This window comes from Aneurinibacillus terranovensis DSM 18919, assembly GCF_000430625.1.
In the GTDB taxonomy this organism is placed as follows: domain Bacteria; phylum Bacillota; class Bacilli; order Aneurinibacillales; family Aneurinibacillaceae; genus Aneurinibacillus_B; species Aneurinibacillus_B terranovensis.
This window is the reverse complement of record NZ_AUMJ01000050.1, coordinates 1-13,731: the sequence shown is the minus strand read 5'-3', so window position 1 is coordinate 13,731 and position 13,731 is coordinate 1. Positions and strand designations below refer to the sequence as shown.

Sequence of the window (13,731 nt, the reverse complement as noted above, 5' to 3'; positions counted from 1 at the left end):
AATGCAGTTAAAGCTTTTTTTAACGAAGAATGCTGGCTTTCCGTTTCAATCATGTAAGAAATATACTTTTCAGGTAAAAAATCGAATTAAACAAACTGTGATTATGTATTTTCACAATTAGCAAGGTAATTTTTTACTTCTAAGAGGAATATGTGGTAACGTGTAGTTAAGAGATTTTTAAAAAGGAGTTCGTTATGTTAATCTCGAATATGTTAAGATACTTACCTTCACTATTGTTTTTTCATTCAATGCTGATTAAAGGTATTTTAATTGTGATCAAAGGAGTGTAATCTTTCATGGATCAACTGGTAAAAGCTCTCGTTCTCGACAACACGGACGGCAAACAGCAAGCATCTATTAAGGAACTAAGAAAGTCAGATTTTCCTGAAGGGGAAGTGGATGTTCAGATCCTTTATTCCAGCCTTAATTACAAAGACGGACTGGCGATTACGGGAAAGGGGAAAATTGTACGCAGCTTCCCGTTCGTACCGGGAATTGATTTCGTAGGGGTGGTCGAAGATTCCCGCTCTCCCCGCTATAAGAAGGGGGATAAGGTCATTCTAACCGGCTGGGGCGTTGGAGAGCGGTACTGGGGCGGCTATTCGCAATTTGCGCGCGTAAAAGCAGAGTGGCTGGTTCCACTGCCCGAGTCGCTTTCGCCAGAGTGGGCCATGAGTATTGGTACGGCGGGTTTAACCGCTATCCTCAGTGTTCTGGCACTGGAGAAGCACGGCGTACAACCTAACGGACGGGAAGTCGTCGTTACGGGTGCCTCAGGCGGGGTAGGCAGTATGGCTGTAGCTATTCTTGCCAAGCGCGGATACAAAGTGGTCGCTTCGACTGGCCGCACGGAAACACATGATTACCTTCGATCTCTCGGAGCAAGTGATATCATCGACCGCCAGGTGCTGGCTTCCCCAGGCAAACCGTTAGAGTCTGAGCGCTGGGGCGGGGCCATTGATACCGTGGGAGGCACAACGTTGGCCGGTGTGCTCCGCAGTACGGCTTACGGTGGAAGTGTGGCCGCATGCGGCCTGGCTGGCGGAAATGAGCTTCCCACCACCGTCTTTCCATTCATTCTGCGCGGTGTAAATTTACTGGGCATTGATTCTGTTAACAGTCCTTTTGAAATGAGACAAGAGGTGTGGAAACTGGCAGCAGAGCTCCCCGCTGAGATTTATGAACAGGTAACCCGTATTGTACCCCTGCAGGCACTTTTCTCGCTCAGTGAAGAAATTCTAAAAGGACAGGTGCGCGGGCGAATCGTGGTGGATGTTAACGCTTAATTATGATTTATCATGTAACATACCTGTCAGATGGATTGAAGGTGAAAGGGTACCTCAGTCTGCCGAATCGTTTTGAACTCGATATTTCGGAATTGAGAGGGATGGTCAACCGATTTTACGGTGCTTCCCAACTCCCGATAACGGAAATAACGAATGCGATGAATCGGGAAAAAAAGGATATTCGAATGTTCAAGTTACCTGCTCTCATTTACTGTCGGGGCGGCATAGGAAAAGTCGGCAGGGTGAAAACTGATTGGCTTGAACAATTTTCCAATTGTGGACATGTTATTTTTGCCCCCAGCTATCGGGGAAATGAAGGAGGAGAAGGACGCGATGAATTTGGCGGGAAGGATAGGGAAGATGTTCTTTCCGCTTATCGTCTCCTGCGAAGCTTTCCGTTTGTGAGTCCAGAACGAATTTCCGTTATGGGCTTTTCGCGCGGCGCTATTAATGCCACGCTGACGGCTGTGGAAACAACGGAGGTACATAAATTAATCCTGTGGAGCGGAGTATCGGACCTGGCCCACACTTATGAAGAGCGGATAGATTTGCGAAGAATGCTCAAACGTGTAATCGGGGGGTCACCTGCTAAAATTCCTGGCTCTTACGAAATGCGTTCCCCCCTACTCATGGCAGATCGCTTGAAATGTCCGGTCCTCATCATTCATGGGACGCAGGACACTCAAGTCGATTTCACTCATGGAATAAACATGTATACAAAGTTGAAAGAACTTGGGGCTAACGTCGACATCCACCGCTATCAAGGGTACGGGCATCATTTTCCACCCGCGATTCATCAAGTGGCGGTTGAACGAATGTTTCATTGGATAGAATGATTTCTGAAAATCAGGCCCTTTTTGCCAGTTGAATAGAAAGCTTTTTATAACTGACCGCTTCTTCTTTCATTCCTTTTTCATGATATAGTTTACTTAACCAGCGTATCGGATCAAGTGAAGTTGGATTTAACTCCATCTCCCAGGTGAAACATTCAATGGCTTGTTCCAGCAGTCCAAATTGATAATACAATTCCCCCAATTTCATAAGCTGGTCCAGATCATCAGATAGAGACTCCAGTTGATCCACTTCTTGCAATACGCAAAGATCTGGACTGCTTTCTCTTATCGGTTCAACCCATACCTTCACCTGGGAAGGAGTATATTGTTTAAGCAACGAGATGACTAAACGGCGTACGAGGGCTTCTTTTTTTTCGGCTTCGGCAGGATACAGGGGACTAATAACTCGATTGATATGTTTCACATTTAAAAGGGAAGGAGTATCTACATTTTCTAAGATCATTTCGATGATCCCGGAATAAGTCGAAGACGGCTGGGGAATCTGATTGACGATGAAAGACAAAGCTTCGGAATATCGTTTTAAACGGATTTGTTCTTGAAGCAGATGTTCAATTAATGGGGGATAGGCGAGTGAACATTCACATAAAAATGTCAAAACCGCATATTGGTCTTCAGGCTTTAGTTCATGCTGCAACAAATGGATAAACTCATTATAATCATAAAAGTCATGTTTCATTTCAAAGAGGTTCATAAATAAGATCAGCCGTTCAAGGGGACGTGATTGCTGCTTTAGCAGCTGGTGGAGATGAATTTCATATTTCCGTTCTTTACGGTTTTGATAATAGAATTGTTCCATAAGCAGGGGGGGGTGTTCGAGAAGGGTTTCTGGACTCGTGTCCTCTAATTTCCGGTACTTTTCAAATGCTGAGGTTCGAATGATTTCCTGTATGGCTTTAATGTCCGGTGAGAAAAGAAGAAGTATTTTTGCTGTTTGATACGCTTTAGAAAACTGGCCATTTCGTTTAAAATGATCAAAAATCTGACGGATAATGCCAACAAGTTGTTGGTGCTCAATAAAATTATCCATAAAAGTGGCTGCCAATGCAATCTCTGAAAGTGAAAGGTGATTCTGTAATCGAGTAAACACATCGTTCATATGAGGAATATGGGCATTTCGATTCTTAGGGAGCAACACGGAAAAAAGAGGGTGGGAAGGGAGTAAAGTGATTCCTTGTTCAAACACTTTATACAGAAAGGTCTCCTGTTTTATTTCATCTAATTTCCCCCCGCCAAGTAAGATGTTTTTGAAGTAGACCAAATAAAAAACCGAGTGATTCGAATCGATAATCTCCAATGCTTTACTTTGCAGATATATCGCTATTCGATGAACTCGGCCTTGAAAGGTTTCATGTGACGGTGTATAGCTGCATTTCATTGTATGGGAATCATTCATGTCGATACCTCCCTTTTTTACAATTATACCATACTCTATTTTTTTAAAGCAAACATGTACAGATAATGGGTTGTTTTATGTAGAGTATCCCGGTCGTACCTCAATCACTACATTTATTGTAACTTTATGTCATGATATAACCAAAAAAAGGATAACGATGTATAGTTACCATTGTAGCAATATATACATTTACAAGAGTACCCATAACAAAGAAACATTTTTATAGCTATCATAGGAAAGATAAAATAGATCGGTTACTACTAGCTCATATTTTTGGTGATAATTTTGTTATATGCTATGGATAAAGTACCGTGTAAAATAGGGAAAGGCCATTTCTGTTGCTGCTTCTGTAAAAGAATGCAAATCTGCATAAATAAAAGATGAAGCAAAACCTTGAAATTTTAAGATTTTAAATAGTAAAAGCCCTTTCTTGCTAGTTACCTTTCGAAAAACGAATTGCTTCTCTGCCGGCATCGCAGTATACTGAATGAATTCAATGGAAGAATGGTAGGGAAGTTACATATGGTATCTGCTTATTTGTTTCTCCTGATCCCCGTCACCATATGGGGAAGCAATTTCGTTGTCGGTAGTTGGTTAGTCGGGCAATTCCATCCCCTTGTATTGGCGACGATCCGAATTTTATTTACTTCTTCATTTTTGCTCGGCTTTGCATTTTTCACACATCGGTTGGTTCGTATCAAAAAACGTGAATGGACCTACCTGCTCCTAATTGGCTTTGTAGGAACATTGCTGAATCAGACATTTTTCTTTCAGGCTTTAAGCTATACAAGCGCAACCGAGGCCGCTTTGATCATGTCCCTAGCTCCTATTGTAACAAGTATTCTGGCATATTTCTTTCTCCGCGAGCCATTAAGCATTCGCATGATTATCGGTTCCATGATTGCCGTGTCTGGCGTATATATGCTGGTTGCCTTTGGTAAGCAACAAGCCGCAATCGGATTGGGCGACTTGTTGGCAGGAGGAGCGATGCTCACGTTTGCGATCAGCTTGATATTGATTCGTAAACTTACACAGACACTAGAATCGATTCCAACCACCGTGTATTCAACCGTTTTTGGTGCCTGCATGTTCATTCCTGTTGCATATGTAAGCGATCAGCACCCTGTGATCGCCCATTCTGTTTGGCCATGGATTCTTGCTGCCTTATCCGGTGTTTTATCGCAGGGATTGGGCGGTTTGCTGTGGAATCAGGGAATTACCAAAGTAGGCGCCTCTAAAGCATCGATTTTCCTCAACTTTCAACCGTTCGTAGCCATGATTGTAGGATATATCGCACTGGGACTACCGATCACGCGAGCACAATTGGTCGGCAGTACGCTTATCGTTTTTGGTGTCATTCTCGCAACCTTGCGGATTCAGGCAATGAAACAGACGAAAATAGAGCCGCCGAACCCTGTTAGGAAATTTGTGCAATGATATAGAAGTTGTGACATACTGTACAGTAACCGAAAACATGAAATACGTTAAATGCAATGAGGAGTTGAAACGAATGGCAAAAGGATTGGCAGGTAAGCGCATTGTGATCGCCGGATCTCGTAAAACTGAAGAAATGAGCACGTTAATTGAAAAACAGGGAGGTATCCCTATTCATCGCCCTTTGCAGGGTACGGTATTTCTGGCAGAGAAGGAAATTGAATCGGAACTCCGCCATTTTGTGGAAGATGGAGCTGATTGGTCGATTTTCACAACCGGAATCGGTATTGAAACGCTTTTGGATTTCGCGGAAAAACTGGGGATTCGTACATCGTTTATGAACGTTATTCAGCAGGCAAAGGTGGCGGCGAGAGGATACAAAACGCATGCAGCTTTAAAAAAACTTGGCATTGCACCGGTTGCGGTCGATGATGACGGGACGACCCGGGGATTGACCCGTGCTTTGCAATCCTTTGATTTTGCAGGGCAGCGGGTGATGGTACAGCTTCATGGTGAAACAGCTCCTGCTTTGGTGCGTTTCCTTGAAGAAAGGGGAGCGTCCATTACACTGCTGCTACCTTATCGGCATATCGCTCCTGAAACGGAAGTTGTAGAAACATTATGTCATGAGCTGGCCGAAGGTTCGGTGGATGCCGTTTGTTTTACTACCGCAGTTCAGGTTCGATCCCTTTTTAATCATGCAAAAGAATCCGGTTATTTGGCCCGAGTCAAGACTGCTTTTGAGCAGAACGTCCTGGCGGTCTCGGTCGGAAAAGTCACCAGTGAAGCACTTAAGGAAGAGGGAATTGAACGTGTACTCTCCCCTGAAAACGAACGAATGGGTGCAATGATTATCGAATTATCCCACTATTATGAAGGCTAAAACCAATGTATATACCCAATTGATAGAAGCCCGGATGCGGAAGCAGAAAGGCTTTTTGGGTTTTTACCCTAACTGTGCAGGCCATGAAAAGCCATTTCTTTCAAATTGCAGTACCTACAGCAAACCCAACGCCGGCGGCTAATGATAATTCCAATCCGAATAGCAGTACGCTTTCAGGACGGGTAACGGCCATCCTGCTAAATCAAACGCGTGATGAAAAGTTAGCAGAAGACAACTCCAATGGAATTACACAGGATCAATTGTCGACATCTTCATCCGCACTGAATAGTAGGAATCAACCAGTCGGTTATCAGAACAATCCGGCAAAATGGGAATGTCCATTTAGCAGAGCCAATTTGTATAGAAGGAGGACGAAAGAATGTCCAAAGAAAATTCCGCCAATTCGAATACGAAACGACTGAGTGACATTCCATTGTCGGTCCTTGATCTTTCTCCGGTGGTGGTCGGTGGTACGCCCGCCGATTCTTTGCGAAACAGCCTGGATCTTGCCCGGCATGTCGAGAAGTGGGGATTTAAACGCTACTGGTTGGCTGAACACCATAATATGCCCGGCATCGCCAGTTCGGCTACATCAGTCGTGATTGGTTACGTGGCAGCGGGTACTTCAACCATCCGCATAGGTTCTGGCGGGATTATGCTGCCCAATCATGCTCCCCTCGTAATCGCCGAGCAGTTTGGTACTCTGGAGTCCCTGTATCCAGGCCGGATTGATCTTGGCCTGGGACGCGCGCCGGGAACTGATCAAGTTACCGCCCGCGCACTTCGCCGTGATCTCAGGAACCATGGTGAGGACTTCCCTGAACAATTAGATGAACTGCGTTCCTATTTTAATCCGTCTCTAGTTTTCGGCAAGATGCAAGTGAGGGCGATTCCGGGTGAGGGCCTAAACATTCCAATCTGGTTGCTAGGTTCCAGCGGGTTTAGCGCTCAGCTGGCCGGCCGACTTGGCCTTCCATTTGCCTTTGCCAGCCATTTCTCGCCAGATAATACGCTGCCGGCTCTGAAACTGTACCGCAGCAATTTTCGTCCTTCGGAAGTGCTTGATGAGCCTTACGCAATGGTTGGTGTCAATGTGATTGCAGCCGATACTGATGAAAAAGCCCGCTGGCTGGCTACCTCACATCAACAGCAATTCCTCCACCTGGTGCGTGGTCGTCCAAGTCCACTGGATCCACCAGTAGAAAGCATGGAGGGTCTCTGGAACGATTTTGAAAAGTCGGCGATCGAACAGCAGCTTCGCTCTTCCATTGTTGGCAGCCCGGAGGTCGTAAAGGAGAAACTGCAGGCGTTCCTCGATGAAACCCAGGCTGACGAGATGATGATCAATGCTCAAATTTATGACCATCAGGCAAGGCTTAGATCCTACGAAATTCTCGCCCAAATTGCTATGGAAGAACAAGCGGACATAAATGGTTGATTGAACGAAGGCTATATAAAAAAACGTGTATGGATAAGGAACTATTTGAAAACTGGCAGAAACTATGGAGGGAATTATGCAAAGAATTCGTTTAGATGAGCGTGTGGAGTTTTCTCGAATTATTCACGGTCTTTGGCGGGCAGCGGAATGGAAATTGACCGACCAAGAACTTTTGCATATTATTGAAGAGTGTTTAGAGATGGGAGTTACGACGTTTGATCATGCTGATATATACGGTGATTACTCCTGTCAAAAGATATTTGGCCGGGCTTTACAATTAAAACCTTCCCTTAGAGAAAAAATGGAGATCATTACAAAATGCGGCATTAAACTCATATCTCCTAAGCACCCGGAACATAAAATTAAATACTACGATACCAGTAAGGAACATATTTTAAGAAGTGTAGACAATTCTTTACAAGAACTCGGAACGGATTATATTGATGTTCTATTAATTCACCGGCCCGATCCATTTATGGATCCGGAAGAAGTCGCAGAAACTTTTTCTCAATTAAAAGCTCAAGGCAAAGTGTTAAGTTTTGGTGTGTCTAACTTTTCTTCATCTCAATATGAGATGCTTCAATCATATGTAGACGTTCCTTTAGTAACGAATCAAATTGAAATTTCCGTCATGCACGTCGATCCTTTTGTGGATGGCAGCATTGACCACTGTCAGATGAAGAAAATCCCGCCGCTTGCCTGGTCACCACTTGCCGGCGGAAAGATTTTTAAATCAGAAGATGAAAAAGCTGTCCGCATTCAAAACGTTCTAAAAGAGATAGCGGGGGAACTAGATATAGATTCGATTGATGTGGTCATGTATGCCTGGCTGTTCGTTCATCCATCTACGATTATTCCTATTGTTGGATCTGGAAAATTAGAAAGAATCCGAAATGCGGTTACTGCTTTATCTGTTTCTCTCACAAGACAGCAGTGGTTTGAGATTTGGCAGGCTTCAACCGGGAGACAAGTACCATAAAAATAAAGGACCAGCTACATTTTTTGTTTCTTTATTTTAACGGTATCTCCTCGTTAGTACAGATTTTCAAATAATTAATCACGACGGAAGCGGGTAGAATATATCCAATCATTGCCTCAATCATAGCAACTCCTTTTGCCCAACCAAATGGAGTAATGTCGCCATACCCTACAGAAAGCAGGGTAATGGTGCTAAAATAAAGGGAACGTGTAAGTAAGTCAATGGATTGTGCCTGATGGGTGTCGGAAGCAAAATGATCCACTTTGTTACACTATATGTATGGGTTGTCTTATCTAGAATTTTAAAAGGGGGATGAGAAGTGGAGTATATTCAAACCAAGTCCGCCGCACATAAAAAATTGTCAAAGGTCAAATTGATTCGAAGAGCTTTATTTATTTTGATCGGAGCAAGCTTAGTTTCCGTGGGATTGGAAATTTTCTTAGTTCCTAACAACATTATTGATGGGGGGATTACAGGAATTTCAATTATCTTATCCCATGTAAGTGGTTTTAATTTAGGCATTTTTTTGTTCTTATTAAATCTTCCCTTCCTGCTCGTCGGGTATAAACAAATCGGAAAAACGTTTGCTTTATCTACGTTTTTTGGTGTCATTGTGATGTCGGTCGGAACCGCGTTCTTAAAACCCGTACCCGGGCTTACATATGACCCATTATTGGCAGCGGTATTTGGGGGAATCATACTTGGCATCGGGGTAGGAATGGTAATCCGCTATGGCGGATCGCTGGATGGAACCGAAATTATCGCGATTTTATTTAACAAAAAGATTCCTTTATCTGTTGGCGAAACCGTCATGGTTTTCAATATCTTTATTCTAGGCAGCGCCGGGTTTGTTTTTGGCTGGAACAATGCCATGTATTCGTTGATTGCTTATTATATTGCTTTTAAAATGATCGATGTTACCATTGGAGGATTTAATGAATCCAAATCCGTCTGGATCATCAGTGACCAACCCGAAGAAATCGGGGAGGCCATTCTTGCTCGTTTAGGTCGTGGCGTGACGTATCTAAATGGCGAAGGAGCCTATACAGGGGATGATAAAAAGGTGATTTTTTGTGTCATTACAAGGTTAGAAGAAGCGAAGCTAAGGTCCATAATTGAGGAAATTGACGAAAATGCGTTTCTGGCTGTCGGGTCGATCAACGATGTGAAGGGTGGAAACTTTAAGAAAAAGAGTATCCATTAACGGAATAATATGTTTAAAAGAAATGCATTGTAGCCCATCTGTAAAAAAACAGAACGGGTTCAAGGTGTTTTTTTGTTTTCACTAGCAGTACTCATTGTCAAGGAGGAACAGAAATTGTACCATACACGAATAAAATTAGCTCGTGAATTGATAATAGTAGGAGTTTGGCGGAATAAGGCTCGTGAGATAGGTATTGTAGTTCCAAAGCTCAGAAATCGTTTTATCTCCTATCCAATTATTAGGAAGTAATTCTTTTGGCAGCATAGGATCACGCAAACTTAATTCGGTGATAATCTCACCCAACTGTAAAAAGTGGAGAAAAATATCCAAAGGATCTGGAACGTTCATTAATTTTTGTTCAATGTCCGGTAAGAATTGTTTTTTAAAATAATTCCACTTTTCTACATATATTTGTTTGATTTGATCAAGATGCCAGATTTCAGCTGCCTTTTCAGGCGTAACTTCATTATGTAAAAGTACTCCTTTCACTAACGTGACATGCTTTTGTATTTGATAATGCTTAGCCAGCTCAATGATTCGCCTTGAATAGTCCCAGGGAGAAATATATACGCCTTTATATAAGGGGCCAAAACCTTGTTGAAGCAAATCATTTCTGAATTGATCCCTTTTTTTACGGTCACCTTCCGGAATTTCTACCATGACAATATACCAGGTTTTATCCCATGTAGTTTGGTATTGGCTTGGTTTTCGGTTGATCGACTGAACAAAGGATCTCCCTTGCTCAGTGATGGAGTAGGATGAACGGGCAGGCGAGCTGACGTATCCCCCTTTCTTTAATTGGGACAGTGTATTTCGAATATATTGGGACGAGTATCCGCGTGCTTTATAAATTTTCACCAGTTCTTGGACCTCTATGCGTGCAATTCGGGTTAGGATATAAAGAATTTGCTTTTCGATCGATAGCATATATAAACCTCCAAAAATTCAATCGGACTACTGATTGACAAGGAAAAGATACAGAAATATAATCAACTTTAAATCGAAAGACATATTTCGTATTATAAAAAATAAAGATAAAGTTATTAAAAGTAAATGATTTGTGATCACCAAGTGGTAAATTTTATTATAATACAAATCTTAACTTTTAACAAAAATAAAATTATAAATTGACAAAGCAAAAAATGGATAGATAATAAAGTTATCGTCACAAGTTAATGAAAATATTATAGTCCAGTCCTTTAATGGAATAGCCCATATAATATTAAATTGCAAACGCCAAAAAAAGAGGTTGTCATTCAGGGAAACATGGAAAACTCTAAATTTATGATTCCTTTTAAAAACTAAGTAGTGTTGCTAAACGCATAATCCTTTCTACTTCCGTATAAGGGGGGATTCATAATGAAAACGAGGTTTGAAGAAATTGTGGATGTGAAAGCCATTGGTGGCGAAAATACGAAAAAAATGAATGAGTTATTAGATCTTGCAGCCTCTGAAAATTTAAATCTTTCTACTGCCGATCACGAAAGGATATTATTAATTGGAATTGATTTCCAAAATGATTTTATGGAAGGCGGAGAACTAGCTGTTCCAAACTCACATAAGGACATAGAGAATATAACAAGATTTATTTACAACAATATAGAGAAAATTACAACGATAGCCGTTTCTCTAGATACCCACCAACCACAGCAAATCTTCCATCCTAGTTGGTGGATTGATAAAAATCAAAACCATCCGGCCCCTTTTACTATCATAACGGCCAAAGATGTTGAAGATGGGAAATGGATGGCAGTTGAAAAGCAAGAGGAAAGTTTAGAGTACGTTCAAAATCTGGAGAAGTTAGGAAAAAAACAGCTGTGTATTTGGACATACCATTGTATTGAAGGAACAAGTGGTGCTGCGTTGGAAGGCCAATTTTCAAATATGATTCACTTTTACTCTGTCGCTCGAAAATCGACTTTACAGAAAGTAGTGAAAGGGAAAGATCCATTAAGTGAAATGTATGGCATTATTAAACCTGAGTACGACAGAGAAGGCTATCACAATAAAACCTTTCTAGAAAAACTAAAGTCTTATGACAAAATTATCGTTGCGGGAGAAGCTAAATCACATTGTGTATTAGAATCGGTTAGGCAAATCACCGAATATTATTCTGATGATAAAAATATGACTTCGAAAATTTATATTCTAGAAGACTGTATGAGTTCAATCCCGGGGTTTGAAGAGGTAACAGCAGCAACATTTGCTCACTTCCAAAAGAAATATGGGATTACCATCATAAAATCAACTGAGCTTATATTATGATCCTTTTTTATGCCATAGGTGGCAGACTAAAAAATTAACTGGGACAAAACGGATAATAAAGCTATCGGATAAGTTGAAACAAGCAGGGAATCGCATACAATAAAGACAATAGCATATCGACGCCTAAGCCTGCCAATCTGATGATTTTTTTAAACACCGGTAGGCTTTTTGTTTCTTAAATAGGAATAGGGGATGAACAAGGATTTTTTGCACATTAATTAATCATGCAGAGCAATCGACTATGTAAAAACGTTAGTAACGAAGAAAATAGAACTTGATGAACGGGTAATCAAAGAAATTCATTATTTAATGAATTTCTTTCACCATCTAAAAAAACCCCGTTTTTGGGCAAAATCACACAAATTCACCCAAAATCGGGTTTTTACCTTTCAAGTCATTGAGAAAGTATCTATTTACCTAAAAATTAATCTTCCTTAGTTCCTTTAAGATTTTTAATAATATCAAACTGTTTGGTTTTTAAAGCTACATCGATTAGTAACTTATTCACTTCACTTGAATAATCTAGTGAAGTATCCGAGTCGGATAGGGGTTTAATATCGTTTGCTACAACCCAAAATTCTTTTTTTAAAGCAGGAACACGGATCAAATATTGGTAAGCAATATCAATCCGACGGTTGTGACCTATAATGTACGCTTCTTTCCCCACAGGCAACCCTAGATTTAATAAATCGGATATAATCTTAACTCTAGTCATAAGCTGAAGCATTTCATCACCTCTATATGATTTAATACTATAACCAAACAATAAAGGTCAAGGGGAAAATGAGTCTTTATGCTTTTTTTCTTAAGAGATTGGGCGATATAGATATTTTTTTATTCTAGCATTAAAATAGAGTAGGGAACGGTTTTGCTAGCAAGAGGTGATTGATGTGAATATCCGAGAGCATGGGATTACCCTGTTGCATTTAGATGAAACATTAGTGAAGCAAAGACTGTTATTGGATTTTCCTCATGAGTGGATCGATTGTAGTGATATTGGGCACAGTCAAGGATATTGTGAAACCTGTTCACTAAATAGAATTAGGAAAAGATTAGCAAAGCGGCATTATAAAAAGGTTACGTTGATTGGAAATGGGAATTATCATTATATTTCATTTCTATTAATGTCGGAAGTGGAAGAACCATTTTCCTTAGTCCTCTTTGATCATCATGCAGACATGTTGGAAAGTAACAATGCCCCAATGATAACGTGCGGGTCCTGGGTGTCTTACTCCCTTCAAAAACTGCCCCTACTCAAAAAGGTTTTAATCATAGGGGTGAATGATGTAGATCCTGCTTTTTCGCACAAAAACGTTCCTTCCAATGTATCCTTTATTACCGAAAAAGATATTCGTTCATTATCGATAAAGACTATCGAAAAGAGGATGAATGCCTTTTTAGATGGTGACCCTATATATTTAAGTATCGATAAAGATGTTTTGTATCGGGAAGATGCTTTTACAAATTGGGACCAGGGGAGCATGTCACTCCTTCAACTTATTTTTTTGCTTAGACAAATAAACCAAAAGAAAAAAGTCATTGGATTGGATGTCTGTGGCGAATTGCCAATTTCACCTGTGGAACTTTTTTCATTGAATCAAGCTGCCCAAATAAAAAAGAATGAAATTGCTAATCGTGCCATTTTAGACATATTGAATTCATAAAGTATTGCCCCTTCTATTATTCCGCTTTGCTTTGATACACAAAAAATCCTGCCGTCACAAAGATAGCAGGATAATGAATATTACTTATATTTCGTTTTTGGTAGGAGGAGCCATAAACTCGGGGCCTACCGGATCCTTAATAACTTTTTCTAGAATACGATTAATCGTAGCTTTATCTTCATCTAACAGTTTCCAGCCCATAATATCGCTTGTAGCTTCCACTTGGTCAGGACGACGTACAATGAACCCATAAGGTGAGACACAAGGAGGCGATAAATAAGTTATACTGAGGACATGGAGAAACGAAATCGATATACGGCAGAATTTAAGA

General features: G+C 41.0%; 14 protein-coding genes and 1 pseudogene. 10 read left to right on the top strand and 5 right to left on the bottom strand.

Annotation, left to right across the window (positions count from 1 at the left end):
* The first annotated feature begins 296 nt into the window (after positions 1-296).
* Complete coding sequence (gene acuI / locus H525_RS0109305; RefSeq protein ID WP_155837213.1) at positions 297-1,286, top strand: acrylyl-CoA reductase (NADPH); 990 nt, start codon at positions 297-299, stop codon at positions 1,284-1,286.
* Between the two features lie 2 nt (positions 1,287-1,288).
* Positions 1,289-2,122, top strand: coding sequence for an alpha/beta hydrolase family protein (locus H525_RS0109300; RefSeq protein WP_027415981.1), 834 nt, complete (start codon positions 1,289-1,291; stop codon positions 2,120-2,122).
* A 10-nt stretch (positions 2,123-2,132) separates the two neighbouring features.
* Here H525_RS0109300 and H525_RS0109295 read toward each other — a convergent pair whose 3' ends face one another.
* Complete coding sequence (locus H525_RS0109295; RefSeq protein ID WP_027415980.1) at positions 2,133-3,533, bottom strand: hypothetical protein; 1,401 nt, start codon at positions 3,531-3,533, stop codon at positions 2,133-2,135.
* Between the two features lie 504 nt (positions 3,534-4,037).
* On the opposite strand from H525_RS0109295, the gene H525_RS0109290 reads away from it, so the two are divergent.
* The 5 genes from H525_RS0109290 to H525_RS0109275 all read left to right on the top strand — a co-directional run bounded on the left by H525_RS0109290 (position 4,038) and on the right by H525_RS0109275 (position 8,267).
* Positions 4,038-4,970, top strand: a complete 933-nt coding sequence (locus H525_RS0109290) for a DMT family transporter (protein ID WP_081413321.1) — start codon at positions 4,038-4,040, stop codon at positions 4,968-4,970.
* 73 nt (positions 4,971-5,043) lie between these two features.
* Positions 5,044-5,850, top strand: coding sequence for a uroporphyrinogen-III synthase (locus H525_RS0109285; RefSeq protein WP_027415978.1), 807 nt, complete (start codon positions 5,044-5,046; stop codon positions 5,848-5,850).
* 74 nt (positions 5,851-5,924) lie between these two features.
* Positions 5,925-6,272 (top strand): hypothetical protein, encoded by a 348-nt coding sequence (locus H525_RS27220; protein ID WP_155837212.1) that lies wholly within the window; start codon positions 5,925-5,927, stop codon positions 6,270-6,272.
* Positions 6,230-7,288, top strand: coding sequence for an LLM class flavin-dependent oxidoreductase (locus H525_RS0109280; protein WP_027415977.1), 1,059 nt, complete (start codon positions 6,230-6,232; stop codon positions 7,286-7,288). Before H525_RS27220 ends, H525_RS0109280 begins: the two co-directional genes overlap by 43 nt.
* Positions 7,289-7,364: 76 nt before the next feature.
* Positions 7,365-8,267 (top strand): aldo/keto reductase, encoded by a 903-nt coding sequence (locus H525_RS0109275; RefSeq protein WP_027415976.1) that lies wholly within the window; start codon positions 7,365-7,367, stop codon positions 8,265-8,267.
* A gap of 31 nt (positions 8,268-8,298) precedes the next feature.
* Here H525_RS0109275 and H525_RS26170 read toward each other — a convergent pair whose 3' ends face one another.
* Entirely contained in the window at positions 8,299-8,529 is a 231-nt protein-coding gene (locus tag H525_RS26170; RefSeq protein ID WP_081413320.1) for an ion channel, read from the bottom strand.
* 66 nt (positions 8,530-8,595) lie between these two features.
* Here H525_RS26170 and H525_RS0109270 point away from each other — a divergent pair, with 66 nt between their 5' ends.
* Positions 8,596-9,471, top strand: a complete 876-nt coding sequence (locus tag H525_RS0109270) for a YitT family protein (protein ID WP_425387672.1) — start codon at positions 8,596-8,598, stop codon at positions 9,469-9,471.
* 135 nt (positions 9,472-9,606) lie between these two features.
* Here H525_RS0109270 and H525_RS0109265 read toward each other — a convergent pair whose 3' ends face one another.
* Entirely contained in the window at positions 9,607-10,398 is a 792-nt protein-coding gene (locus tag H525_RS0109265) for a PaaX family transcriptional regulator C-terminal domain-containing protein (protein ID WP_027415974.1), read from the bottom strand.
* A gap of 432 nt (positions 10,399-10,830) precedes the next feature.
* Here H525_RS0109265 and H525_RS0109260 point away from each other — a divergent pair, with 432 nt between their 5' ends.
* Complete coding sequence (locus H525_RS0109260; protein WP_027415973.1) at positions 10,831-11,736, top strand: cysteine hydrolase family protein; 906 nt, start codon at positions 10,831-10,833, stop codon at positions 11,734-11,736.
* Between the two features lie 424 nt (positions 11,737-12,160).
* On the opposite strand, the gene H525_RS25490 is transcribed toward H525_RS0109260, so the two are convergent.
* Positions 12,161-12,502, bottom strand: a complete 342-nt coding sequence (locus tag H525_RS25490; RefSeq protein ID WP_211236993.1) for a hypothetical protein — start codon at positions 12,500-12,502, stop codon at positions 12,161-12,163.
* A gap of 115 nt (positions 12,503-12,617) precedes the next feature.
* Here H525_RS25490 and H525_RS0109250 point away from each other — a divergent pair, with 115 nt between their 5' ends.
* Positions 12,618-13,400 (top strand): arginase family protein, encoded by a 783-nt coding sequence (locus tag H525_RS0109250; protein WP_081413319.1) that lies wholly within the window; start codon positions 12,618-12,620, stop codon positions 13,398-13,400.
* 84 nt (positions 13,401-13,484) lie between these two features.
* Here the strand turns inward: H525_RS0109250 and H525_RS28125 are convergent.
* Positions 13,485-13,731 (bottom strand): annotated as a pseudogene (locus tag H525_RS28125) (general stress protein); the annotation flags it as partial.